General features: G+C 62.0%; 23 protein-coding genes and 3 pseudogenes. 13 read left to right on the top strand and 13 right to left on the bottom strand.

What is annotated here, in order from left to right:
- Positions 1-1101, top strand: a complete 1101-nt coding sequence (gene lptG, locus ACWNC0_RS17560) for an LPS export ABC transporter permease LptG (protein ID WP_449473452.1) — start codon at positions 1-3, stop codon at positions 1099-1101.
- A gap of 83 nt (positions 1102-1184) precedes the next feature.
- Here lptG and ACWNC0_RS17565 read toward each other — a convergent pair whose 3' ends face one another.
- Positions 1185-2252 (bottom strand): fatty acid desaturase family protein, encoded by a 1068-nt coding sequence (locus tag ACWNC0_RS17565; RefSeq protein WP_449473453.1) that lies wholly within the window; start codon positions 2250-2252, stop codon positions 1185-1187.
- 142 nt (positions 2253-2394) lie between these two features.
- On the opposite strand from ACWNC0_RS17565, the gene ACWNC0_RS17570 reads away from it, so the two are divergent.
- Complete coding sequence (locus ACWNC0_RS17570; protein WP_449473455.1) at positions 2395-3555, top strand: N-acetyltransferase; 1161 nt, start codon at positions 2395-2397, stop codon at positions 3553-3555.
- A gap of 4 nt (positions 3556-3559) precedes the next feature.
- Here the strand turns inward: ACWNC0_RS17570 and ACWNC0_RS17575 are convergent, their stop codons facing one another.
- Complete coding sequence (locus ACWNC0_RS17575) at positions 3560-4450, bottom strand: diacylglycerol/lipid kinase family protein (protein ID WP_449473456.1); 891 nt, start codon at positions 4448-4450, stop codon at positions 3560-3562.
- 72 nt (positions 4451-4522) lie between these two features.
- Here ACWNC0_RS17575 and ACWNC0_RS17580 point away from each other — a divergent pair, with 72 nt between their 5' ends.
- Complete coding sequence (locus ACWNC0_RS17580) at positions 4523-5404, top strand: metallophosphoesterase family protein (protein ID WP_449473458.1); 882 nt, start codon at positions 4523-4525, stop codon at positions 5402-5404.
- Here the strand turns inward: ACWNC0_RS17580 and xth are convergent, their stop codons facing one another.
- The 6 genes and pseudogenes from xth to ACWNC0_RS17610 all read right to left on the bottom strand — a co-directional run bounded on the left by xth (position 5405) and on the right by ACWNC0_RS17610 (position 11558).
- The gene (gene xth / locus ACWNC0_RS17585) at positions 5405-6178 is read right to left on the bottom strand and encodes an exodeoxyribonuclease III (protein ID WP_449473460.1); all 774 of its coding nucleotides are present in this window, start codon (positions 6176-6178) and stop codon (positions 5405-5407) included.
- A gap of 164 nt (positions 6179-6342) precedes the next feature.
- Positions 6343-6669, bottom strand: a complete 327-nt coding sequence (erpA, locus tag ACWNC0_RS17590) for an iron-sulfur cluster insertion protein ErpA (protein WP_449473462.1) — start codon at positions 6667-6669, stop codon at positions 6343-6345.
- A gap of 81 nt (positions 6670-6750) precedes the next feature.
- Positions 6751-7476: a M23 family metallopeptidase gene (locus ACWNC0_RS17595; RefSeq protein ID WP_449473464.1), complete on the bottom strand. Its 726-nt coding sequence runs from the start codon at positions 7474-7476 to the stop codon at positions 6751-6753.
- 109 nt (positions 7477-7585) lie between these two features.
- Entirely contained in the window at positions 7586-8395 is an 810-nt protein-coding gene (locus tag ACWNC0_RS17600; RefSeq protein ID WP_449473466.1) for a ferritin-like domain-containing protein, read from the bottom strand.
- Positions 8392-8853 carry a thioredoxin-dependent thiol peroxidase gene (bcp, locus tag ACWNC0_RS17605; protein WP_449473468.1) on the bottom strand — a complete coding sequence of 154 codons (462 nt, stop codon included), beginning with the start codon at positions 8851-8853 and terminating at the stop codon, positions 8392-8394. Before bcp ends, ACWNC0_RS17600 begins: the two co-directional genes overlap by 4 nt.
- Positions 8837-11558: pseudogene (locus tag ACWNC0_RS17610) on the bottom strand (bifunctional [glutamine synthetase] adenylyltransferase/[glutamine synthetase]-adenylyl-L-tyrosine phosphorylase). The gene bcp and the pseudogene ACWNC0_RS17610 overlap by 17 nt, the downstream one beginning before the upstream one ends.
- A 331-nt stretch (positions 11559-11889) precedes the next feature.
- Between ACWNC0_RS17610 and ACWNC0_RS17615 the strand changes: the two are divergent.
- Positions 11890-12234 (top strand): hypothetical protein, encoded by a 345-nt coding sequence (locus ACWNC0_RS17615; protein WP_449473469.1) that lies wholly within the window; start codon positions 11890-11892, stop codon positions 12232-12234.
- A 16-nt stretch (positions 12235-12250) separates the two neighbouring features.
- Here the strand turns inward: ACWNC0_RS17615 and ypfJ are convergent, their stop codons facing one another.
- Complete coding sequence (gene ypfJ, locus ACWNC0_RS17620) at positions 12251-13126, bottom strand: KPN_02809 family neutral zinc metallopeptidase (RefSeq protein ID WP_449473471.1); 876 nt, start codon at positions 13124-13126, stop codon at positions 12251-12253.
- 145 nt (positions 13127-13271) lie between these two features.
- On the opposite strand from ypfJ, the pseudogene ACWNC0_RS17625 reads away from it, so the two are divergent.
- The 5 genes and pseudogenes from ACWNC0_RS17625 (at position 13272) to ACWNC0_RS17645 (ending at position 17522) form a co-directional block, all read left to right on the top strand.
- A pseudogene (locus ACWNC0_RS17625) lies at positions 13272-14449 on the top strand (patatin-like phospholipase family protein).
- Positions 14446-15237, top strand: coding sequence for a 3-hydroxybutyrate dehydrogenase (locus tag ACWNC0_RS17630; protein WP_449473472.1), 792 nt, complete (start codon positions 14446-14448; stop codon positions 15235-15237). Before ACWNC0_RS17625 ends, ACWNC0_RS17630 begins: the two are co-directional and overlap by 4 nt.
- A 21-nt stretch (positions 15238-15258) precedes the next feature.
- Positions 15259-15417: pseudogene (locus ACWNC0_RS17635) on the top strand (opacity protein); the annotation flags it as partial.
- Between the two features lie 121 nt (positions 15418-15538).
- On the top strand, positions 15539-16888 hold the full coding sequence (locus ACWNC0_RS17640; RefSeq protein ID WP_449473474.1) for an amidohydrolase: 1350 nt from the start codon (positions 15539-15541) through the stop codon (positions 16886-16888).
- A 46-nt stretch (positions 16889-16934) separates the two neighbouring features.
- Positions 16935-17522 carry an arsinothricin resistance N-acetyltransferase ArsN1 family B gene (locus ACWNC0_RS17645; RefSeq protein ID WP_449473476.1) on the top strand — a complete coding sequence of 196 codons (588 nt, stop codon included), beginning with the start codon at positions 16935-16937 and terminating at the stop codon, positions 17520-17522.
- Here the strand turns inward: ACWNC0_RS17645 and ACWNC0_RS17650 are convergent.
- Genes ACWNC0_RS17650 through ACWNC0_RS17665 form a run of 4 tightly spaced genes read right to left on the bottom strand, consistent with a single transcriptional unit; the run spans position 17519 to position 20086 of the window.
- Positions 17519-18550 carry a nucleotidyltransferase domain-containing protein gene (locus ACWNC0_RS17650; protein ID WP_449473478.1) on the bottom strand — a complete coding sequence of 344 codons (1032 nt, stop codon included), beginning with the start codon at positions 18548-18550 and terminating at the stop codon, positions 17519-17521. The genes ACWNC0_RS17645 and ACWNC0_RS17650 overlap by 4 nt on opposite strands.
- Positions 18547-19410, bottom strand: coding sequence for an HprK-related kinase A (locus ACWNC0_RS17655; RefSeq protein ID WP_449473479.1), 864 nt, complete (start codon positions 19408-19410; stop codon positions 18547-18549). Before ACWNC0_RS17655 ends, ACWNC0_RS17650 begins: the two co-directional genes overlap by 4 nt.
- Positions 19407-19688 carry an HPr-rel-A system PqqD family peptide chaperone gene (locus ACWNC0_RS17660; RefSeq protein ID WP_449473481.1) on the bottom strand — a complete coding sequence of 94 codons (282 nt, stop codon included), beginning with the start codon at positions 19686-19688 and terminating at the stop codon, positions 19407-19409. Before ACWNC0_RS17660 ends, ACWNC0_RS17655 begins: the two co-directional genes overlap by 4 nt.
- A gap of 59 nt (positions 19689-19747) precedes the next feature.
- Positions 19748-20086, bottom strand: coding sequence for a hypothetical protein (locus ACWNC0_RS17665; protein ID WP_449474653.1), 339 nt, complete (start codon positions 20084-20086; stop codon positions 19748-19750).
- Between the two features lie 200 nt (positions 20087-20286).
- Between ACWNC0_RS17665 and ACWNC0_RS17670 the strand changes: the two genes are divergently transcribed.
- The 4 genes from ACWNC0_RS17670 (at position 20287) to pstA (ending at position 25389) form a co-directional block, all read left to right on the top strand.
- On the top strand, positions 20287-21540 hold the full coding sequence (locus ACWNC0_RS17670; protein WP_449473482.1) for an ATP-binding protein: 1254 nt from the start codon (positions 20287-20289) through the stop codon (positions 21538-21540).
- Positions 21541-21685: 145 nt separating this feature from the next.
- Entirely contained in the window at positions 21686-22741 is a 1056-nt protein-coding gene (locus ACWNC0_RS17675; protein ID WP_449473484.1) for a substrate-binding domain-containing protein, read from the top strand.
- A gap of 9 nt (positions 22742-22750) precedes the next feature.
- Positions 22751-24145 (top strand): phosphate ABC transporter permease subunit PstC, encoded by a 1395-nt coding sequence (gene pstC / locus ACWNC0_RS17680; RefSeq protein WP_449473485.1) that lies wholly within the window; start codon positions 22751-22753, stop codon positions 24143-24145.
- On the top strand, positions 24145-25389 hold the full coding sequence (gene pstA, locus ACWNC0_RS17685) for a phosphate ABC transporter permease PstA (RefSeq protein WP_449473487.1): 1245 nt from the start codon (positions 24145-24147) through the stop codon (positions 25387-25389). The genes pstC and pstA overlap by 1 nt, the downstream gene beginning before the upstream one ends.
- The last annotated feature ends 3 nt before the right edge of the window (positions 25390-25392 follow it).

Raw genomic sequence — 25392 nt, forward strand, 5'->3', positions numbered from 1 at the left:
ATGCAGTTCGACTTCTTCCCCTCGCCCCAGATCAGCTGGTATATGGCGCGCCTGTTCCTGACGCGGACCTTCGCCGTGCTGGCGCTGCTGGTCGTCGTGCTGCAAACGCTCGACTTGCTGGGCGAGTCAGGGGACATCCTGGCCTATGCCGGTAACGGCGATGCGCAGCTGTGGCATTATGTCGGCCTTCGCATACCGCAGATCATAGCGCGCTTCCTCCCTTTCTCGGTGCTTCTGGGCACGCTCATCATGCTCGCGGGCATGAACCAGAATAGCGAGATCGTGTCGATGAAGGCGGCGGGCCTGTCCGCGCATCAGATATTGGCGCCGCTGATCGCCTCCGCACTCGGCGTCGCCATCATAAGCTATGCTTTCAACGAACGCGTGGTAGCCCGCGCAACCGCTTCGCTCAGCGCTTGGCAGGCCGTCGATTATGGCCCCATTCCCACCGACAGCGGCGTAAAGTCGAACCCTTGGGTCCGTGACGGCAACAACCTCGTCACCGCCGCGATCGTCGCGGGTCGGGGCAATAATGTGCAGCTGCGCAAGGTCGAGATTTTCAACCGCCTGAACAACAGCCTGACGACCATCGTCCAGGCCCCACGCGGCCATTATGACGCGGCGAGCAAGAGCTGGTTGCTGGAGGATGCACGCCAGTTCGACGTTGCGCGCGGCACGGAACGGCAGGCTGGCACCGTCCGCTTCGGCCATGCGATCCGCCCCGACCAGTTTACCCTGGCAAAGGTCGATCCTGACGCCCTGACTTTCTCGGAACTGCGCGCCGCCATCGCCGACCTGCGCGACGCGGGACGTCCGACCGCGGAACTGGAAGGCAGCCTGTGGCACAAGCTGTCCGGCCCGCTTTCGGCCTTGCTGATGCCGATCCTTGGGTCCGTCGCCGCCTTCGGCCTGGCGCGCTCGGGCCAGTTATTCGTGCGCGCCGTGATGGGGATGGCCCTCGGCTTTGCCTATTTCGTCGCCGACAATTTCTCGCTCGCCATGGGCAACCTCGGCGCCTACCCGCCCATCCTCGCGGCCTGGGCGCCTTTCTTCCTCTTCCTGCTCGTGGGCGAAACGGTCCTGTTCAGAACGGAGGAATAAGCCTCTTTTCAGTCCGTCATCCCAGCGTTGAAATGAGGCGCGTGAACTCATTTCAACTGGGATCTCAGGCCCAACGAGGCGGCTTAACGCCGAACCATAGTACTGCGCGCAATCTTCCCCACCAGCGGCCACATGCCCGCATAATTGCCGCGATGGTAAGGCGAATCCTCGCCCAAGGCCGCGACCAACCGCGCATGCGCCTTGCCCAGCGCGTGATAAGGCACACTCGGCAGCAGGTGATGCAGCGCATGATAGCGCAGCCCCACCGGAGCCCAGATCGCTGCCAGCGGCGAAGGCGGCGGTACATTCACCGAATCCAGATATTGCGCCGTCACCGTCATCGCGTCGCCCTCATTCTCCCAAAGGTGCGCGACCAGCGTACGAAGCTGGTTGATGACGGTCATACCCGAATGCACAGCCATATAGACGAGCAAAGGCTTCCATCCGAAGGCGAACACGCTGCCGACCAGGGCAAGCGCAAACAGCGAAGCGCCCGCCTCCTGCCAAAGCCAGCGGCGGCGAAACTCCCCTTCCGGCGCGCGACGGCGATAGGCCGGGTTGATCGACAGCGCCGAAAACTCCGCAACGACCTTGCGCCGTAGCGCGGGCACGAAGAGGCTGAGCGGCGCCAACACGCCATAGCGCAGGATCAGACCCACCGGCGCCAGCGACGCGATCAGGATGAACAAAGGCAGCGACCACGGCTTCATCAACGCCAGCGGCAGATATTCCGGATCGTTCGCCGTCCCGTAGCGGGTGCGCGCATGGTGCTGCGTATGCACATCCTCATACATGAAGGACGGGATCATCAGCGGAATGCCGACCAGCAGGTTCCAGCCCAGCCGGAAACCCGGAAGCGCGTCCCTGCGGATATGCGTCAGCTCATGGATGAAGCTCGCCGCCCGATAAAGCGCCAGCATCGCCACCAATCCGCACAACAGCGCCAATGCGACATTGTTCGCCACGATCGCTCCGGCAAGCGCCGCATAGCCGATCAGCGCCGACGCCAGCAGGTCCGGCCAGTAAATCCTCGGGTTCGCCACCGCAAATTCGCGCGACAGTTCCGCTGCGGCGCGCAGCATCGCGGCGTCATCCGGAATCGAGGCGCGCTTGACGGCCGCGCCCGCTATGATGGGATCATGCACAGTCATGCAGGCGCTCCTAAATGGTAAATGCGCTGAAATCGTGGCAGCGGCATGACAGCTTCGCCTTGGTACGTCATCAGGCGTGCTCCGGATTGACAATCCCGTAACAAGCGCCGAACTGCTCCGGTCCTTTAGCGAAAGCTCTGCCGTGGCTACTCCGAATCTGGTAATAACCCCCGTCACTTCCAAGGCCGACAAAAAGGCGTTCGTGGACTTGCCATGGCGCCTGTACGCCAATGACCCCAACTGGGTGCCGCCGCTCAAGAGCGAAGTCTACGGTGTCATAGAGCCCAGCAAGAACCCCTATTTCGGCCATGCCGAGGCGCAATATTTCCTGGCCCGCCGCGATGGTCAGGTCGTCGGCCGCATCTCCGCCCATATCGATCATCTCGCGCTCGCCCAGCCGGTCGAACAGGGCATGGGTCCGGGCACCGGCAATTTCGGCTTTTTCGAAGCGGAGGACCCCGAAGCCGGAAAGGCGCTGATCGAAGCGGCGGAAAGCTGGCTCCGCGCCAAGGGCATGACCCGCGTGCTAGGCCCCATTTCGCTCTCGATCTGGGAAGAACCGGGCCTTTTGATCGAAGGCCATGACCATCCCCCCACAGTGATGATGGGCCACAACAGCCCCGCTTATCAGGCGATGATCGAGGGCGCGGGCTACCAGCCCGTCAAGCAGCTCAAGACGTACGAACTCGACATCACCAACCCCTTCCCGCCGCTCATCCAGCGGATCGTCTCCTCCGGCGAAAAGAGCGACCGCATCCGCATCCGCCAGGTCGACAAGTCAAAATTCGATGCCGAGGCGGCCATCCTGCTCGGCATCCTCAACGACGCCTGGGGCAGGAATTGGGGTTTCGTCCCGATCACCGACGCCGAAGTGGCGCATACCGGCAAGAAGCTGAAGCCCATTGTGTTCGAAGACCTGATCATGATCGCCGAACTCGACGGCGAGCCGGTCGCCTTCATGATGACCCTGCCCGACCTCAACGAAGCGACCGCGCCATTGAACGGCTCCCTGCTCCCCTTCGGCTGGGCCAAGCTCCTCTGGTGGCTGCGCAAACCGCAAGTCCGCACCATGCGCGTACCGCTGATGGGCGTGGTCCAGAGGCTCCAATCCTCCCGCCTTGCCAGCCAGCTCGCCTTCATGATGATCGAATATATCCGCCGCAATGCCGTCAGCCGCTATGGCGCGACGCGGGGTGAGCTCGGCTGGGTGCTCGACGACAATCAGGGGATGAACGCCATCGCAGATGCCATCGATGGCAAGGTGAACAAGATCTACCAGATCTACGAAAAGAACCTCGCCTGAAAGCCTAACCCGGCACCGCCACATCAATAGCGCCCGCGGCAACCTTGACCGTTGCGGGCGTCCTCGCGACCACCTCGCCATCGATCGAAATGCGCTGCCTAGGCTGCGTCTCGATCCGAAAAGACTGGCCCCGAAACTCCTCCGTCTGCGCATCCCTGTCGCGCAGCTTGAAGAATTTAGCGTACCAGTCCCACGCCAGCCGCGCATGGCTGCGCCCCACCACCGCCTGAACCACGATCTCGCCGCTATCCACGTCGGCACGATCGGACAGTTCAACCCCGCCATGATAGGGTCCGTTCAATATCCGCACTTCCGTCGACCACATGCGCCGCTCGGCCTGGCCGTCATCGATCATCAAGCGGAACGCCCGAAACCCGACCGAACATTTCACCGCCCAGATCAGATAGCCGATCCGCCCCAGATAGCGCTTCAGCTTGTGCGGCACCGTTTTCCCGATCATCGGCGACAACCCCAGCGAGGCCGCGTTGACGAAATAATCGTGATCGATCATCCCCAGGTCAATGCGCCGCCGCCTGCCCTGCGCGATCACCTGCACGGCCCCATCCAGATCCAGCGGAATGCCGAGCGTCCGCGCAAAGCTGTTGGCCGTGCCAAGCGGCAACACGCCAAACACGCAATCCTTCCCCACCAGCTCATCCACCGTCCCGGACAATGACCCATCACCGCCGCCCACGATGACCATCGGCGCACCACTGCCCACCGCCTCTCGCACCGTCTCCTGCAATCGTTCGGGATCGCGCACCGCATGGGCCGCAATCAAGCGCACCCCCGCCGCCTCCAACTTCTCGCGCGCCTGTTGGAAAAGCGCCTCTCCCTTCCGGCTGTGGACATTGACGATCAGCACCGCATCGCGCGGCAGGGAGTTCGTTTCCATGCCCCAACAACTCGCCAGAACCCCATCGGCTCCTCACCGCAACAAATCCGCGTGAACAGTCGTTGGAAAGCCATGGCTCGCATCGCTCACCTGTCCGACATCCATTTCGGCGCCAACGATCCCAAAATAGTATCCGCCACCGGAGCCTGGCTGGAACACAGCCAGCCCGACCTGGTCATCATCAGCGGCGATTTCACGCAGCGCGCCCGCATCGATCAGTTCCGCGCCGCCTCCGCCTGGCTCAATCGGCTACGCGCGGCGGGCATGCGCCTGCTCGTCATTCCGGGCAATCATGACGTCCCGCTCTATGACGTGGTCCGCCGTTTCGCCGCCCCCCTGGACCGCTACAAACGCTATATCAGCAATGAGCTTTGCCCCTGGTATGAGGATGAAAAGGTCGCGATCCTGGGCATCAACACGGCCCGTTCGCTGACGATCAAGGACGGGCGCATCAATCATGACCAGATGAAGATGATCGAAGAGCGCTTCGCACCGGTCACACCGGAAAAGACGCGCATCCTCGTGACCCACCACCCCCTGTTCGCCATGCCCATCGGCAAGGGTGGAGAGCTGAGCGAAGCGGTCGGCCGCCATGATGACGCGGTCGAAGCCGCAGCCGCAGCCGGAATCCACATCGCCCTCGCAGGCCATTTCCACCGCACCTATGCCGAAGCAGCGCAGAAGATGGTCGCCGACGCAGGCGGAGCGCTGGTCATTCAAGCAGGCACCGCGACATCGACCCGCCTGCGCAACGCCGAACCGCAAAGCTTCAACTGGCTCCACGTCCACCGCAACGACCGGATCGAACTGCAAGTCATCGTTTGGGATGGCGCGAGCTTCCAGCGCGGCCACCATGTCGAATATAGCCGGGACGCCGCCGGATGGCAGGCGCATGAACTGGACGACCCATCGGCTCGCCCAGGCATCCGCGTGGCGCAAGCCGCCCGCGCCTGATTATTCGCTCAGTTCAACCCATGTCGGCGCATGGTCGCTCGCCTTCTCCCGTCCGCGAAAATCCTTGTCCACTTGCGCGTCCATCAGGCGATCGGCCGCCGCCGGGCTCAGCAGCAGATGATCGATCCGGAAGCCAGCGTCACGCGGCCAAGCGTTCATCTGATAGTCCCAATAGGTCCACACCCCACCAGCCGGGTGTCGGCTCGCAATCGCATCGGTCCACCCGTCGCCTAGCAGGCGGCGGTAAGCGGCCCGGCTTTCCGGCTGCATCAGCGCGTCGTCCGCCATGGCCTTGACCGAATAGACGTCCCGGTCGCGCGGGATGACATTATAATCGCCAGCAAGAATGGCGGGCACTTCCTCCGCCCAAATCTCCGCCGCCCGGTCGCGCAGACGCTTCATCCAGCGCAGCTTGTAATCGAATTTCGGCCCCGGCTGCGGATTGCCATTGGGCAGGTAGATGCTCGCGATCCGAACGCCCTTCACATCGGCTTCGATATAGCGGCTATGCTCGTCCTCGGGCTCGCCCTCCAACCCCCGGCGTACCTCGACCGGCGTCTCGCCGCGCGCCAGGATGGCAACGCCGTTAAAGCCCTTCTGCCCGTGCCATATCGCCCCATAGCCGACATCCTCGATGTCCTTCAGCGGGAATGTCTCGTCCGAAGTCTTGATTTCCTGAAGGCAGGCGACATCTGGCTGCGTCTCGCTCAGCCATTCCAGCAGGCGCGGCAATCGCGCCTTGATGCCGTTGATGTTGAAGGTCGCGATGCGCATGGGGCTTTTCTCCTCCCGCGCATCCCTAAAGCATTTTCGAAGCAGGTGGTATCACCTGCTGGCTCGGAAAATGCGGAAAACAAAAGCTAAATGGAACATGATCCGATCCAATCGGGGCATGTTCCAAAGAAGATGACGGCCCTTAGACAAGGGACGGCCCGTGCTTAAATCGAAAAGCTCGCCCCGCAACCGCAGCCAGCAGTGGCATTGGGGTTCGTCACCTTGAACGCCGCTCCGCCAAGGTCGGAAACAAAATCGACGGCGGCGCCCCGCACCAGATCCAGGCTCACATCATCCACGACCAACGTCACGCCGTCCCGTTCCACGGCCACATCCTCCGCCTCCACCGCATCGGCGAGGCCAAAGCGGTACTGAAAGCCCGAACATCCGCCACCCTCCACGGCCAGTCGCAGGATAGCGGGCTTGCCCTGCTTGGCGGCAATCGCGGCCACGCGGGCAGCAGCGGAAGGGGTAAGGTCAATGTCAGCCATGGCGCCTAGATAAGATCAAGCAAAAGGCCCGGCAACCCATTGGTGCCGAGCCTTTGCAAAGGATAAGCGGCGTAGCGCGGATTATTCCGCGTCATGCTCCTGCGCTTTCGTCGGGCCGCCCATGGCGATCGGCGGTTTCGTGTTCATCGCCACGAGGACATCGGGACCGACGACGAACGGCATGGGGTTGATCGCCTGGCCATCCACGCGGACTTCATAATGAAGGTGGCTGCCAGTCGAACGCCCGGTCGATCCCATCAGGCCGATCAACTGGCCACGATGCACATAGCTGTTGGGGGCTGCGATCAGCTTCGACATATGGCCGTAACGGGTCTCAAGACCGCCGCCATGGGAAATCTGCACCAGATTGCCGTAACCGCTGGCCCAACCAGCGCGGCTGACGATGCCGTCTGCCGTGGCGTAAACCGGGGTGCCGACGGGTCCGGGAATATCGATACCCTTGTGCATCCGCGCGCCGCCGTTGAACGGGTCGGAACGAACGCCAAAGTTGGAGGTCAGCGACAGTCTTTCGACAGGCCGACCGGTCGGAATATTGTTGCTGGCCGCCTTTACGCCGCCGTCCAGCCGCTGAAGGCTGGTGAAAAGATTGGAAAAGCCGATATCTGCCGGGCCAAGCGCGCTGGTATTGATTTCCGTTGCATCGCCATAAGGATCGTCGGCGACAGCCTTGGCCTGCGCAGGCATCGCGGCGCACAATGCGCTCACTACGCCTATAGCCCCAATGGATTTACACGCAGACAGGAACCATCGCGCGCTACGCGCATTATTCGAACGAAGAAACAACATGCCGACCCCGACTTATCCTCCGGAGGCTTTTTGAGCCTCTCGGCGCTCCCCGTGTTGACCAAATGCGACCTAAATCGCCACCCGCGTCATCAAAAGGACATTTCCCGCTTCATTGTGCAAGCGCGCCGTAAAAATCCAGCGTTAAACCGGCTTGTCGACGCGCCGAGTCGTTAAACGGCGGCTTCAACGACCCGCGAAAATGGCGTTTTACAAGGATTTGGTAATGATTTGCGGGGGGCAGCCCCTCTCGGTTCGCCGCATGACCAAACCAACTTGTCCCGGCTCTAACGTGGCGAATCTCATCTGTCATAATGCGGCGCAACATGCGCGCGGATGCCTCGTCCCCCACGCCTTCGAACCGTCCGATCGTGGCGGGCGTGATGTCCAGCGCGCGCGCTTCCAGCACCATGGGAACGATGGCTAGCCGCGCCATGGCATCCCCTGCGGTTTCGGTAGCGGCCTGCCACAGCCCGTCATGGGCAGGCAGTTGGCCATAAAAGCTTCCCATTTGCCGCAGACGCCGGTCCAGCAACGCGAAATGCATCGCCTCTTCGGCGCCGACCTGCATCCAGTCATCGACGAAGGCTTGCGGAAACTCGCTCCCGAACCGGCCGATCAGGTCGAAGGCAAGGTCGATCGCGACAAACTCGATATGCGCCAGGGCGTGCAGCATGGCGATCCGCGCCCGATCCGAACCCATCTTGCCGCGCTTGGGCATCTGATTTGCTGGCAGCAGGGCGGGAGCGTCGGGCCGCGCAGGCGTGTCGGGCATCGCGGCATCGAACCGATGCGCCAACCGGCCCTGCCTCCAGGCACGGGCCACCGCGCGCGCCGCCATCAGCTTGTCCCGTGGCTCCGGCATCATCAACACATGAGCGCAGGCCTGCCCCACGCTCTCAATCTCGACCGGCAAATTCAAAGCGCCTTCACGGCCTCCAGAACTTCGGCAGCATGGCCCTTCACCTTCACCTTGGGCCAGACGCGCAAAATCTTGCCCGTTCCATCGACAAGAAAGGTCGCCCGCTCGATCCCCATATATTTCCGGCCATAGAGCGACTTTTCGACCCAGGTGCCGAACGCCTCGCACGCCTCCCCCGGTTCGTCGGATGCGAGCGTCACGTTCAGGCCGTATTTGTCCGCGAATTTCTTGAGCTTCGTGGGCTTGTCCTTGGAAATGCCGACCACCGGCACGCCCAATGCCGCATAGTCACCCGCCAGCTCGGTGAAGTCCTTGGCCTCATTGGTGCAGCCGGGCGTATCGGCCTTGGGGTAGAAATAGACGACGACCGGCTTCCCCTTGAACCGATCCAATGTGAAGTCGGCGCCGTCGGCATCCTTCAACGTCACGCTCGGCAGGGCATCACCGGCTTCCAGCATCTTCTTCCTCCGAATAGGGCGCGGACAGCGCTGCCCAGGCATCGCTCACCCTTTGCCGGGCCTGCGCATAGCTTTCAAGCAGCGCGTCCCAGCTTTCGACACCACATGCCCGTGCAACGACCGGCCGGGTGGCCTCCGGCGGCTCGGTCGATTTGGGCGAAACCAGCCGCGACACGATCAGGAAACGCGTGATCAGGTCATGCGCATCAATCAGGTCGGCTGGAAGATGACCCGCCTCGACCAGCTCATCCAAAGCCGCGCGCAGGTCAGGACTGAACGCCATATTATGCTTGAACTGGCTCACATGGATCAGGAACTCCAGATCCACCAGCCCCCCCGGCACCAGCTTGACGTCCAGCTCGCTGGCAGGCGGCTTGTGCGCGGCGATGTCGCGGCGCATCTTCACCGCCTGACGCGCCAGCTCCGGGAAATCGCGCGGCCGTTCCAAAGTCTCGGCCAATATCGCGCTCAACGCCGCCCGGCCGCTATCCGACCCGAAAACCGGCCGCGCGCGCGTCAGCGCCAGATGTTCCCAAGTCCACGCCTCCTCGCGCTGATATTTGGCAAAGCTGTCCAGACTGACCGCCAGCAACCCCTGCGCGCCCGACGGCCGCAACCGCGTATCCACCTCATAAAGCGGCCCCGCCGCCGTCTGCACTGATAACGCATTGGTTATGCGTTGCCCCAGCCGGTTGAAATATTGCGTAGCCCCCAACGGCTTTCTTCCATCGGATTCCTTCATGAAATCGCCGGAAAAAAGAAAAACCAGATCCAGATCCGAAGCATGCGTCAAAACGCCGCCACCCAGTCGGCCAAGCGCAAGGATAAGCATCTCGCCACCCTGCACCCGTCCATGCACCGTTTCGAATTCCCGAACGGTCGCACTCGCCAACGCCTCGATCGCCGCCTCAGCCACCCGCGAATAGCCACGCCCTGCTTCCAGGGGATCACCGCCGCGAATAATCTGCGCACCCAGCGCAAATCGCCGATCATTAACCCGCTGCCGCACCCGATCGAGCAGCGCCTGATAATCCTCGCCCGCTTCCAGCTGCGCGAACTGTTCCGCAAGTTGCTCCACGGCAGGCGGCGGATCGAAGGCGGACGTATCGATAAGCCCATCGAGCAGCTCGGCCCGTCGTCCCAGCGCATCCGCCAGCGTCGGCGCATGACTGAGCAACTCCGCCATCAGCTCTGCAAGCCCCGGCCGCGCGGCAAGCAGCTTGAAGAAGTTAATGGCGCTCGGCAGCCTGCCAATCAGATCATCAAGGCGGTTCAGCGCCCGTACCGGATCGGGCGCCGCCGCCAATGTGCGCATCAACCCCGGCAGCAAATCTTCCAGCGCTTCCCGCGAAGCCGTGCTGCGCAACGCCCTGATGCTGCCCGTGCGCCAGCGAGCGATCCGCGCAACCGGAGCCTGCGGATCAACAAAGCCCATTTCCGCCAGCTGCGCCGCCAGCCGGTCCTCGTCATGCGAAAGCGACTCTGATTTTTCAGCAGGCGTCAGCTGATCGTAATTGGCGCCCACCCATTCCACCTTAGGACGAAGCAGCTCGATCAGTTCCGCGCCATTCTCCAGTCCATGCAGCCGCGCGACATTGTCGATCGCTTCGGCGGTCTTGGGCAGCTCATGCGTTTGCCGATCCTCGACCATCTGCAATCGATGCTCGATCGTGCGGAACAGCACATAGGCTTCGTCCAGCTTGCGCGAGACTTCCGGATCGAAGACCCCTGCCGCCGCCAAGGCTTTCAGCGCCTCCCGCGTATTGCCTGACCGCAGCCCCGGATCGCGCCCACCATGTATCAACTGATGGGTCTGCGCGAAAAACTCGACTTCCCGAATGCCGCCACGTCCCCGTTTCAGATCATACGCCTGGCCCGAAAGCCTGACCCTGCGCATAATGGTCGCGGATTCGTCGCGATATGTCGGTGATCGCGTCGATCGCACCGAAATCCAGGTTCCGCCGCCAGACGAACGGACGAATCTGCTGCATGAAATAATCGCCCAGGCCAAGGTCGCCTGCCGCAGGACGCGCACGGACGAAAGCAGCCTGCTCCCATCCCATCGCCGTCGATTCATAATAGCCGATCGCCGCCTCGACCGGCAGCGCAATGGGCGTGGCTTCGGGAGAGGGACGCAGCCGTAAATCCACACGAAAGACGTAGCCATCACCGTCCCGCGCATTCAAAAGCTCGCTCACTCGCCTGCCGATCCGCACTGCCGCATCAGCCGGGTCTTCCCGCTCCCCATGCGGCAGGGTCGTCGGATCATAGAGCAGGATGGGGTCTATATCGGACGAGTAATTCAGCTCGCGGCTGCCATGCTTGCCCAATGCCAGCACGACAAATCCCTTCGGCTTCACGCCCGGGTACCGCTCGGCAAAGGTGGCGCGCAGTGCTTCTTCCAAAGCCTGGTCAGCAAAATCCGACAAGGTACGCGTTACACGATCCAAGTCCCAGGCGCCCGACAGATCCGCCGCCGCCGTGACCAGCGACAATGCGCCCTTCCGCCGCCGCAGCGATCTGGCGATCCCCTCGTCCGCGTCCGATACGTTTTGGGCCGCCTTCAGCGCCGCTTCGACGTCTCCACCTTCGAGCAGGTCAACCACTTCGGGAAACCTGTCCATCTGTCTGGCGAGGAAAGGCGAATGCCCACGCATCCGCGCCATTGCCGCCGTCCAGTCCGCCACCGCAATCTCTCCTGTCATACCGTTGCTATCGCCCGAGCCTTAAATGAATGCCAGAAACTTTTCCCGGTGCCGCCCGTTGTAGAAACATGGAAATGCAGCGTAAATCAGTGAGTCGATCTGGCAACGGGCGGAAGACGACTGATCGCAAATTCCTGACAGTTGGCGTCCCTCAGCCCTATGAAGGCATCGGCAACGCGTTACAGTCTACCTTCCGCGCCAAGCGTGATAGCTTGCCATCGGACATGATGGACCTGCTGAAAAAACTCGACCGAAATTAGAACGGCTGCGCAGGATTTTATTTACCGAAAGCCACTAGAAACGGCGCGTCTTTGGTTCAGGATGTGCCTGCATGCTCTACAAGGCTTTCGCCGCCATCACGTTGGTCAGCGCCCCAATAATCGTTCTGTTGGTTCAGGGCATCACGCCCCACCCTTCGGCGACACCATCAGCTCCGGTGGTTCAACCCATGATTCCGCAGCCCCCGGCTCAACAGCCATTGCCCGCCCAACAATCTGTCGTAGCGCCGGTGCCGATGGAGCAGGCCCCTCCTCCCATATCCTTTGGCCAGCCCATGCCGGAAGCGGGCAAGCCATTCCTCGCACCGGGCAACGGCCTTCCCGGTGAACCGCCGACCGGCGCGAGCGAAGCCGGTAACAGCGATGCCGCAACAAGTTCGCAAGCCCGCCCCTTCTGACAGCCTACGGCGCTTTTTAGCCCGCCGCCCTGGCAAAAGTATCGCATTGCGCCGGGTCCCCGTTGTCCAGCCCCTTGCGCAGCCAGATCGTCCGCTGCTCGCTTGATCCATGGGTAAAGCTTTCCGGCACGGGACGCCGTCCCGCCGCCTTTTGCAATGTATCATCGCCGATGGATTGCGCGGCGGTCATGCCTTCTTCCAGATCGCCCGCTTCCATCAGCCCCGTGCGCTTCGCCCACACGCCTGCATAGCAATCCGCCTGCAACTCGACGCTCACTTGCAGGGCATTGCCTTGCTCTTCACCCACACTGCGCTGACGCTGTTGCACCTGCCCCAACGTGCCTTCCAGATCCTGCACATGATGCCCAACCTCATGGGCGATCACATAAGCTTGGGCAAAGTCACCCGGCGCGCCAAAGCGCTGGCGTAGTTCATTGAAAAAATCGGTGTCCAGATACACCTTCTTGTCATTGGGGCAGTAGAATGGACCCATTGCACTTTGCGCGGCGCCGCAGCCCGACGCGCCAGCCTGCGAATAAAAGGACAGGACTGTCGGCTGATATTGCTGCCCCGATTGCTGGAAAATCTGGCCCCACACCTTCTCGGTCGATCCCAGGACCTTCAAAGACCAATGCTGAATTTCCGACAATTTCTGCGGATCGCGACTGACGGACACATCCTGCTGGACGCCGCCTCCGCCACCGACCAGGCTCAGCGGATTGACGCCCATCACCATCAGGATGATGAGCGCGACGACGATCCCGCCGCAACCAAAACGGCTGCCGATAAATGGCAACAGCATGCCAAGGCCACCGCCTAGCCCACCACCAAAACCGCCACGGCCGCTTTGCACCTCGAAATTGGAGCTTTCCCGTTCGTCGTCCAACCGCATGACGCCCTCTCTTTCATCCCATGCCTATCCGATCAGCGTGAAGGTTGGAACGGCTGCGATATGGAGTTGGTTGCTTTCAGCTTATCGGATTGTTGCAGCACATTAAGTTGGCACCCGCGCGCTAGTCGTTATATTGCACTGCGACATGGCCGATATCGATCCTTCCATTCCGCGCCGGGCGAGCACACCGCTCCCCTTGCCCCACGATGTTGCGCTGCTGCTTCAGGGTGGTGGCGCCCTTGGGTCTTTCCAGGCTGGGGTTTATCAGCGCCTCGATGAACTTGGAATCGACGTCAGCTGGGTCGCGGGCATTTCGATCGGCGCTGTCAATGCCGCGATCATAGCGGGCAATCCACCGCACCGCCGCATCAGCAGGATGAAGAAATTTTGGCTGACGGTTTCCGGCGGCCTTCCCAATATCGTCCTGCCCGAAATCGATCATATTCGTGAAGCGGCACATTTGATGGCGGCGGGAGCCGTTGCGACCTTCGGCGTGCCCGGCATGTTCCGCCCTCGCCTCTGGCCATCCGTGATGATGCCCGAAGGCACGCCGGGGGCGATCAGCTTCTATGACAGCGCGCCCCTCAAGGAAACGCTCGACGCTTGTGTGGATTGGGACCTTCTGAACGACGGCCCTGTCCGCCTCTCGGTCGGAGCGGTGGATGTAGAAAGCGGCAACTTCGCTTATTGGGACACGCGAGGCCCTGACGGGCGGACCCGCATCGACGCCCGCCACATCATGGCTTCGGGCGCGCTTCCCCCGGCTTGCCCCCGGTGGAAATAGATGGGCGGCATTATTGGGACGGCGGTCTCGTTTCCAACACGCCCCTAGCTCATGTGCTGGAACATCAAAATGACGACATGCTCGTCTTTCAGGTCGATCTTTTCCCCGCCGAAGGTCCGATGCCGCGCCAGATGACGGACGTCTATTCCCGCGCCAAGGACATTCAATATTCCAGCCGGACGCGTCAGGTCACTGATCAATATTTACGTCTGCGCCGCGAGCATAAGGCGATCAAGGCGCTGCTCGACAAATTGCCGCCGGACCTCAAAGACGACGCCGACGCCCAGCGCCTCAAGCAATATCTCGACCGTGGCTCGGTCAACATCGTCCACCTCATCTACCGCAGTCGCGCCTGGGAAAGTGGCGCCCGCGACTTTGAATTTTCCCGTTCCACCATGCTGGATCATTGGAGCCAGGGCCGCGACGCCGTCGAGGAAGTGATGCACAAGGGCGACCTTATCGCCCGCAACATCACGAACGGCAAAAGCGCCACCTTCGACCTCCAGGCCCCTGACACTCTCAAGGAGAAAAACGCATGACCAAGTCCCTCGCCGGAAAGACAGCGCTGATCACGGGCTCCACCTCCGGCATCGGCCTTGCTTATGCGAAGACCCTCGCGGCCGAGGGCGCGAACATCATCATCAACGGCTTCGGCGACAGCGCTGCGATCGAACAGGAACGGCAGGCGTTGGAGCAGGCGAGTGGCGCCAAGGCGCTCTACAGCGGGCATGACCTCACCAAGACCGCCGAGATCGAAGCGATGATGCAGGAAGCGGCCAGTGCTTTTGGCGGCGTCGATATCCTCATCAACAATGCCGGTATGCAGCATGTCGCCCCGGTCGAGGATTTCCCGGTCGACAAATGGGACCTCATCATCGCCCTGAATCTGACCAGCGCGTTCCACACGTCCCGACTCGCGATTCCCTATATGAAGTCGAAAAAGTGGGGGCGCATCATCCAGACCGCCAGCGCCCATTCGCTTACAGCCTCTCCGTTCAAGAGCGCTTATGTGACCGCAAAGCACGGCCTTGCCGGGTTTACCAAGACGCTGGGCCTCGAACTCGCCACGTTCGGAATTACCGCCAACTGCATCTCACCGGGCTATGTCTGGACGCCGCTGGTCGAGAACCAGATTCCCGACACTATGAAAGCGCGGAACATGACGCGCGAGCAGGTGATGAATGATGTGCTGCTCGCTGGACAGCCGACCAAGCAATTCGTGACCGTGGATCAGGTTGCCGCCATGGCGCTCTTCCTGTGCAGTGATGCGGCGGCCAATATCACGGGCGCCAACATGAGTATCGACGGCGGCTGGACTGCCCAATAAGAGCGCGTTGCAATTTTACCACGCAAGGACTGGATGCACGGCGTCGGCGTCGAAGTCGGCCCGAAGAACATCGGCCTTGGCGGCATCACCGGCAACAGCGGCATCCTCCTGCGCTTCCAGACCGAAACCTATGATTTCGACAGCTTCCGTCCGACCGCGGGTGTAATCTTCCATTTCTGATCCCGTCGCGACGGGTCATGACAGGCGCTCGTCCTTCAATGGACGGGCGCCCTTTCATATCTGCCACTTTCCTTGCGCCGCCAAATCTTCCTATGCTCCCATCCAACAGGGAGAATAGCCGATGCGTCACGCGTTCAAGCTCATCATGGCCGCCGCCACTCTTTCGTCTGCCGCCACGGCACAGACTGGTGCCGCTCCTGCATCCCCAGTTCCACAGGCACAGGGGATAGCCGCCCAGATCGATCGCGACATGAGCGACCTCATGACGCTTTACCGCGATCTCCATGCCCATCCCGAACTGTCGGAACAGGAGACGGCAACCGCCGCAAAGCTCGCCCGCCGCCTTAAGGCGATGAAGTTCGAAGTCACCGAAAAGGTGGGCGGCACCGGCGTCGTCGCGGTCATGAAAAATGGCGAGGGACCGGTTCTCCTCATCCGCGCGGACATGGATGGCCTGCCAGTCACGGAGCAGACCGGCCTCCCCTTCGCCTCCAAAGTTCGCACCAAGACGGCTGAAGGCATCGAAACCGGTGTCATGCATGCCTGCGGCCACGACACGCACATGACCGCCTTCATCGAAACAGCCCAACTCCTGTCATCGAGGAAGGACAGCTGGCGCGGTACGCTGGTCATGATCCTCCAGCCAGCCGAGGAAGTAGGCCGGGGAGCGCGCATGATGCTGGACGATGGGCTCTACACCCGCTTTCCCCGTCCCACGCATGCCATCGCCTTCCATGACGCCGCCAATCTGCCGGCGGGCACGATCGGTTATACCCCCGGCTATGCGCTCGCCAATGTAGACAGCGTGGACATAGTCGTTCGAGGCACCGGCGGTCATGGCGCCTATCCTCAAACGACAAAAGACCCCATAGTGCTGGGCGCCCGCATCGTCGGAGCTCTTCAGACCCTCATCAGCCGTGAACAGGACCCTCTGGACCCCGCAGTCGTCACGGTCGGCAGCTTCATCGGCGGCGCGAAGCATAATATCATCCCTGACGAGGCAAAGCTGCTTCTCACCGTCCGCAGCTATTCCGACGAGAATCGCGAACGGCTGATCCACGGCATCGAACGCATCGCGCGCGGCGAGGCAATCGCGGCGGGCATTCCCGACGATCGGATGCCAATTGTCTCGCTAAAGGATGAATTCACGCCCGCCGCTTACAATCCGCCCGCCTTCGCCAACGAAATGGCCGGACTGCTCAAAACGCATTTCCCCGAAGGACGCGTCATCGAGACGAAGCCATCGATGGGCGGTGAGGATTTCGGCCGCTATTACCGGGCTGACAAAAGCATCAACAGCTTCATCTTCTGGGTCGGAGGCGTTCCCGCCGATCAGATGGCAAAAGCCGCCGCTGGCCAGCTCACCCTTCCCTCCCTTCACAGCCCCTTCTGGGCGCCGGAGGCCGACAAGGTCATCGCCACGGCAAGCGAGGCCATGACGGTGCTCGCGTTGAACATATTGAAGCGATGAGCCGCAGCAATCCCTCTGTTCCCCCTGTCCCAACAGGATTCATGGCATGACGGCAATCATAAGAACGGCTGTTGAGGACGATGCGCCTCACCTCGCGGCAATCTACGCTCCTTATGTCTTGAACACCGTAATTTCGTTCGAAAGCGTGCCTCCAGACGCTGAGGAATTCAGCTTTCGGATGGCCGATTGCTTAAAATATTACCCATGGCTCATCGCGGAGGTGGATGGTCAGATAGTGGGATATGCCTATGCCGGACCCCATAGCGGCCGGGCAGCTTATGATTGGTCGGCGAATATCTCCGTCTATCTGACGGCTGATCATCATCGTCGCGGGATCGGGAGGCGTCTCTACGACATATTGATCCAGATATTGCGGCATCAGGGCTATCACAGCCTCTTCGCGGGCATCACCCTTCCGAACAGCGCCAGCGTGGCCATTCACACTGCGTTGGGTATGAAAGAGGTGGGCATCTACAGGGAAGTCGGCTTCAAATTCGGTCAATGGCATGACGTGATGTGGATGGGGATGGCGATTTCAGCCTCTGCCGAACCTTCTGGAAAACCGACGCCTTTCCCCTTACTCGGCGATCTTCAGCATATTGTTCCCGACCTACAGGTTACGGCCAACCGCTAGGCGGGGCGGTGCCCTTTGCGCCACTTCGTCAGCAAGTGCCGGGCCAGCATCATGGGGGGCATGCGCAGCCAGTGTGACCGGACATAAAATGCGAAGCGCAGCAGCTTGCGCCTTTCACGCCCCCAACCGTCCCGAGCCAGCAGCCGAGCAATGAAAAGACGGTCGCTCCATCTCGGGCGATAGTCCACTTGAATGGGTGAGCCAAGGGGCCGGACAGGGGTGCCAAACAGGAAGTGCGCCAGTCTCAGCGCGCGCAACACCGCCGCATACAATTGATGCTCCGCCGCCCTTTCAAGCAAGCCAAGATCAAAATCCTGCTGCTTCTCCCCAAATTCGCGGCACAGGCAGTGAATATCCCACAGGTTGCGCAAACCACCCGCCAGATCGCCATCCGCAAACAAGTGCGCGGCGGAATGGCAGATCATATCCTCCGGCGACAAGACCGATAACCGATCAGTCACCGGCACCGCATCCGCCAGCATCGCCTCCGCGTTCGGCCTCGGCCGCGCGGTCAGCGGCAGGATCGTATGATGGACATCGATCATCCTGTCCCGCTCGCGATGGATCATCGGCGGCAGTTCATGCATCCATTGCCGGTAATAGGCGTCGTCATAGGCGTCTTCCTTGACCCACTCCCACCCCGCCGCGATCAACCTGTCCTCGACCTGCTTCAAACGGCCGTGCAGAACCAGAATGTCGAGATCGCCGATAAATCTTCCCTCGCCTGCCTTGAGCCCAGCTGCCGCATAGGCAGTCCCCTTCAACAGCAGCACCGGCTCGCCGAGCGCTTCGGCAGCCCGATCGGCTTCCCATAAAGCCTGCCGGGCTTCCCGTGCCGCATCCAGCCGAGCATCTGCGAGAATCGGCCACACCTTCTCGGGCACCAATCCCTCATCGACGACCATAGCTAGCGTTCCGATCAGCCGCTCAGCCCGAGCCGCCGCGATCAACGCATTCCACCCGGCGCTGTCCAGACGCCTGACCGACGCCGGATCGCGGAGCGACCTGACCAAAAGCGCGGCGCTCATGCGAGTTCTTCCCACAATCGCTCGACCATCGCGATGGCTTCGTCCCCTGAGGGAAAGTCGATCGCCCGCGCGGGTACATGCTGTACGAACCGGGTTAGCGCGCCGAACCCGGTCTCTCCCAATGCGACATAGTTGGTGGACGCCTGAGTCAGGCGCATGAAAACCTCGCCCTGCCCCACCGGGCGAACGTCGGCGGCATGCCCGAAACGCGGGAAAAGCAGCAGGGCGGGCTTTGCCGCTTCCGTCATCCGCGCGACCGCATCGGGGCGAGGCATGAGGTGTCGAATGTCCCCCTTCGCCGTGCCCGCCATTAACGGCCCCATCCGCTCGGCCGACACCTCCCCCGTGATCACATCGATGGCGCCGTTCTTGAGCGAAACGAGTCGAGGGAAAGGCAGTAATTCGCCGGTAGCCAAATCCAGCAGAGCAAATTCATCACCCATGAGCCGCCAGCCACGTTCGCCAAGCTGGGCCGCGAGCGTCGACTTGCCGGACCCGGATTCGCCGGTCATCACAAGCGCGCGACCATCCTTCTCCACGCTTGACGCATGGAGCAGCAGGTGCCGCCGCCAACCCAGCGCCATTTGCAGGTTCATACCCATTTCCGCCGCCAACAGCCCATGCGTCAAACTCATCGGCGCCGCGTCGGCCAGGCCATGGTCGCCGGTGATGAAGATCGACGGCCTGACCCATCGCCGGACCATGCTCGTCGGCTGCAGCCGCACAGTAAAGTCGGCCACATCTTCCTTTGGCTGAGGATAGCTGTCGTACAGCTTCGCCAGCAATTCCAGCGGCTCCCGCCATGCTGAACCGATCCGAAATGACGCGGGGCCGATCGACAGGGAAAGCTGGTGCCTCATGAACAGCGCACCAGACCCAGCGCCGTCAGCCCTTCCAGATGCGTCTCGATTTCCGCAATCGCCTGCGCCCGCTCGCCCAGATCATAGTGACGTTCCAGCCGTGCAAGCAGTTGCGCGGCTGTGGAGTCAGCTTCGTCATCCAGCGCCTCCAATATCTCTGGAGCAGGGCTGACCATCATATGCGTCTGGCCCGACGCGCGATGGTAAAGGACGATGATGTCCTCCAACACGCACGCGGCAGTGTCACTGTCTCTACGGTAACGACGTTCTGCGGTCACAAACTGCTCTCAAACTCACTGGCGGCGCTCAGCTGTAGCGCACAGGAGTAAGCAGGTGCCTAACGCGGCATTTGCAATGATGCGTAGCAGGTGAAGCCGCTGGTTCCGGACTGAAGGCGCCGGATATAGTTCAGATACGCCTGATTCTGCTCATAGCTTGTGCCCGGCAGCCTGCCGCCGCGCAGAGCCTGCCGGACCTGCTCACCGCTATAGCTGCGTCCTTGCGCGGGCACGGCGCCCGCTGTCCCTGCCGGTACAAGCTGGCCATTGGGCGCGATATATTTTCCCGCACGCGCCTGATCGGGAACCGGAATGGTGCAGTTCAGCACGGACGCGGCGGTATTGGCCAGAGCCGGACGGATGGACACAATCGCTGATGCGGCAACGGCGCCACCCATCAGCAGCTGGCGGCGCGAAGACGCGATCGAGTCGGCGTCCCGCTCCGTGGCCTCTGAAGGCACGGAATCGGAAGCATGCTGTCCGGGCGATTGATCTTTCATACCGTCCTGATCCGCTATCGCGCTTGCCAAAGCGTAAAGAATCCACGCTATTGCGCCAGCCATTGCAGCAAAGCAGCCAATAATCCAGCGCGGTAACCATGAATCGACTGAGCATTTCCCAGATCACGGCGTCGCTCGCCATGCTGTTTTTGGCTACCGGAACCGCATTGCTGATGGGCGCGGCGCTCTCAGCCATCGCTCTTCCTGTGCTCGCGGGCATCGCCGTCCTGATCATCGCCGCGCAAGCGCCCACGTCCCGCCCTGCCGAGCCTGCCTCAATCGAACCTATCACCGACATAGTCGAACACCCCGACTTCGCGGACATGATGGAGGCGATTGCGGACCCTCTGATGCTCATCGAGCGCGGACGCATCATCCGGGCCAACCGGGCGGCGCAACGCTTGCTCGGCGCCCATATCGAGGGCGAGGATGCCCGCATCGCCATCCGCCATCCCGCCGCCGCCGAACGGCTCGCCAGCCTTGCGCCGATGAGCGAGGCGGTGATGCTGGAGCTGGTGGGTCTCGGCACACGCGATCAACGCTGGCAGATGCGCATTGCACCGGTCGGCGATGATGACGCAGTGCGTCGGCTGGTGCATCTTGCCGACCATAGCGGCGCCTATGCCGCCGAAAAGATGCGCGTCGATTTCGTGGCCAACGCCAGTCACGAGCTTCGCACGCCGCTTGCGGGCATTTTGGGCTTCATCGAAACGCTGGGCGATCCGGACCTTGGCCGCGACAATGATACGCGGCAACGCTTCCTCAAGATCATGGACGGTGAGGCGCGCCGAATGCAGCGGCTGATCGACGATCTCATTTCCCTGTCCCGCATCGAGGCGGAAAAATATCGCGTCCCTGACAGCCCCGTCGATCTTGGCGCCTTGGCTGCCGAGGTGGTGGGCGTTTTCCGGACGAGCCATGGCGACCGGGGCCGGGAAGTGGAATTGGACGTTACGCCCGGCCTGTCGGAAGTCGCGGGAGACAGGCCGCAATTGTCACAGCTGCTTCACAACCTGATCGGCAACTCGGTGAAATATGGAAAGGCCGGAACACCGATTCGCGTGAGCCTGACCGAAGGTCCGGGCGGAATGACCCGCCTCACCGTCGCTGACGAAGGCGAAGGGATCGGCCCGGATCACCTGCCCCGCCTGACCGAACGTTTCTACCGCGTCGATTCCGGGCGCAGCCGGGCTGTGGGCGGCACCGGCCTTGGCCTCGCCATCGTGAAGCATATCGTGGAGCGGCACCGTGGTCGGCTCGACATTGTAAGCGCGCCGGGAAAAGGGACCACGATCACGGTCCTGCTGCCGCCGATGCCCGCTGAAGAGAGGCTGTCGCTGTCCAAACACTGAATAAATTCTGCTCATCTTTTGAGCTTCCGGCCGCGATGTCATAAAAGTGCAACTGGACTGTCACAAAGGCGCGACCTACCGCGGCTACTGCGCGCCAAGGGGGGCAGCGATTGCGAATCGCGGCCTTTGATAAAGGAGACTATCCGTGAAGCATTTCGCTCTGATGGCTGCTACCGCAGCGGCCGCTCTTACTCTTGCCGGTTGCGGCGACCAATCGGGCGGCAGCGCCGGTGGGACGCGTGACCAGATCCGCGCGGTCGGTTCCTCGACCGTTTATCCCTTCGCGACAGCGGTCGCCGAAATGTTCGTTCAGGGCAATTCGGGCATGAAGTCGCCGATCATCGAATCGACCGGCACCGGCGGCGGCATGAAGCTGTTCTGCGCGGGCGTCGGCGCACAGCATCCCGACATCGCCAATGCTTCGCGCCGCATGAAGAAGGCCGAGTTCGAGGACTGCCAGAAGAACGGCGTTAAGGACATCATCGAAGTCCAGGTGGGCGTCGATGGCCTCGCCTTCGCCGAGTCAAAGGACGGCCCGGGTTTCAAGCTGACCCCGAAGATCGTCTATGAAGCGCTCGCCGCCAATCCTTATGGCAAGGGTCCGAACAAGGCGGAAACCTGGAAGGACGTTGACCCGAGCCTGCCCGCAACCGCGATCAGCGTATTCGGCCCGCCCTCGACCAGCGGCACCCGCGATTCGCTTGCCGAACTGATCCTGACCAAGGGCTGCGAAACCGATCCGGCCATGAAGGCGCTCAAAGAAAAGAGCGAGGACGAGTTCAAGGCAACCTGCACCCGCATCCGCGAAGACGGCAAATATGTGGATTCGGGCGAAAACGACAATCTGATCGTTCAAAAGCTCGCCGCGAACCCCAATGCTCTCGGCGTGTTCGGCTTCAGCTATCTTGAGGAAAACAAAGACAAGCTGAAGGACGTGTCGATCAACGGCGTCGAAGCGACCTATGAAACAGTGTCGACCGGCAAATATCCGGGCGCTCGCCCCCTCTTCATCTATGTGAAGAAGGCGCACATGACCGCGATCCCGGGTCTTCAGGCCTATCTCAACACCTTCGCCGCCAACTGGGCGCCCGACGGCGCGCTGACAAAGCGCGGCATGGTTGCCGCACCGGAAGACGTGCGCAAGGCGAGTGCCGAGACGATCAAGTCGCTGACTGTTCTCGACGGTTCGCAGCTCAAGTAAGCGGAAAATATGACAGGTCCTGCAATCTTCCTGCTGCTGGCAGGCCTGGGCGCCATCGCCTGGGTCAGTGCCCGGACGCGCGCGCTGCGGCTGCAAACCGCCGCACGCGCTTCGGGCCGCCGCGACGCCGTGCATAGCCTTCCTGGCTATCATGGCTGGTATGTCGCGCTCTGGACGCTCATCCCAGCGGCGATCTTTCTCGCCGTCTGGGCGAATATCTCCCCCGGGCTCGTCACTCAGCAAGTGTTGAGCAGCCCGGCCGCGCACAGCCTGCCAGCAGATGATTTCTCGCGCTCGGCCATATTGGGCGAAGCGCGCGCGATCGCCAGCGGTTCGCAATCGGGAGCGTTCAACCCGCTCTCGCAGGGCCTTGTCCAACCCTATAAGGACGCCATCGGCAAATATGGCATCGCGGGCGCAGCGCTCGCACTGGTGCTGGCCTTTGCCGGGGGCGCCTATGCCTTCACTCGCGTGCGGCCTGATTTCCGGGCGCGCACGCGGGTCGAACGGCTCGTGATGGCGGTGTTGCTTGTGGCATCGCTCCTCGCGATCGTTACCACATTGGGTATCGTCGTGTCGCTGCTGTGGCAGAGCCTGCGCTTCTTCTCGATGGTGAACCCGTTCGATTTTCTCTTCGGCACCAAATGGAGCCCGCAATCGGCGGCGCTGGGCTACGGTAATGATGACGCGTTCGGCGCCGTCCCGCTATTCTGGGGTACGATCTTCATCGGCGCGATCATCGCGATGGTCGTCGCCATCCCGCTTGGCCTGATGAGCGCCATTTATCTGACCCAATATGCCAGCCCCACGGTACGCAAGTGGATGAAGCCCATCCTTGAGGTGCTCGCGGGCGTGCCCACCGTCGTCTACGGCTATTTCGCCGCGCTGACGGTCGCCCCTGCTCTTCGAGACTTCGCGGTGGCGATCGGCATCCAGGGCGCATCTTCGGAAAGCGCCTTGGCCGCTGGTCTGGTCATGGGCGTGATGATCATACCCTTCGTATCCTCCATGGCGGACGATAGTATCGCAGCCGTGCCGCAATCCATGCGCGACGGTAGCCTCGCCATGGGCGCAACCACCAGCGAAACAATCCGCCGCGTGCTGATCCCCGCCGCCCTTCCCGGCGTCGTCGGCGGCGTGCTGCTGGCCGTCAGCCGCGCGATCGGCGAGACGATGATCGTGGTGATGGCAGCCGGTCTGGCGGCAAACCTCACCCTGAACCCCTTCGCCAGCGTCACCACCGTGACAACGCAGATCGTCCAGCTTCTGACCGGCGACCAGGAATTCGACAGCGCAAAGACGCTGGCCGCCTTCGCCCTTGGCCTCGTCCTCTTCGTGGTAACACTGCTGCTCAACATCGTGGCCCTGCGGGTCGTGAAGAAATATCGCGAGGCTTACGAATAATGGCACCCGAACGGCTCCCCACCGACTGGAAGTCGGACGCGATGCGCAAGCGGATCGCCCGGCGCTATGCATCCGAACGCCGCTTCAAGGCAGCTGGCCTTCTCGCCGTGGCACTGTCGGCCGCCTTTCTTGCCTTCCTGCTGTTCAACATGATGGGCAATGGCCTGCGCGGTTTCACGCGGACGGAAATAGCGGTGAAGATCGACTTCCCCGCGTCGCCGCTGCTGCTCGATCCGAATGCGATCACCGATCAGGCGCTCGCCAACGCGAACCTGCCGATGGTGACGGGCGACGTCGTGAAAAAGGCGCTGGGCGCGGATGCCGAGGAATGGGTGTCGCCCACGGCCTGGGTCGTTCTGCGTGACGCTATCAAGGCCGATCCCGACATCCTGAGCCGCACCGAGACCATCAAACTGCCCGCATCGACCACCATCGATCTAGCGGCCAAGAGCGAGGGTTCGCCCGAGGCCGAAGCGGCTGTGGAGCGCCTGAACAAGGCAGGCCTGCTCACGACCGGTTTCAATATGAGCTTCCTGTCCGCCAGTGACGGCACCGACCCGACACAGGTCGGCATCTGGGGCGCATTCAAGGGATCGCTGCTGACGATGCTGGTGACGCTGGTGCTCAGCTTCCCGATCGGCGTCGCGACTGCCGTCTATCTGGAAGAATATGCGCGCAAGAACTGGCTGACCGACATCATCGAAGTGTCGATCAACAATCTCGCCGCCGTCCCCTCGATCATCTTCGGTTTGCTGGGCCTGTCGATCTTCCTCAACTTCCTCCACCTGCCCCGCTCCGCCGCATTGGTCGGCGGCATGACGCTGGCGCTCATGACCATGCCGGTCATCGTCATCGCAGGCCGCAACGCCATCAAGTCGGTCCCGCCCAGCATCCGCGACGCGGCGCTCGGCATCGGCGCCAGCCCGGTGCAGGTGGTCTTCCACCATGTCCTGCCGCTTGCCCTGCCCGGCATCCTGACCGGCACGATCATCGGCATGGCCCGCGCCTTGGGCGAGACGGCACCGCTCCTCATGATCGGCATGCGCGCCTTCATCGCCACGCCGCCGGGCGGGATTACCGATCCGGCGACCGTCCTGCCGGTGCAGATCTTCCTCTGGTCCGACGAAGTCTCCAAGGGCTTTGTCGAAAAGACCTCCGCCGCCATCATCGTCCTGCTGGTCTTCCTGCTCGCGATGAACGGCCTCGCCATCTACCTGCGCAACAAGTTCGAAAAACGGTGGTAAACA

Source organism: Sphingobium chungangianum, assembly GCF_977014255.1.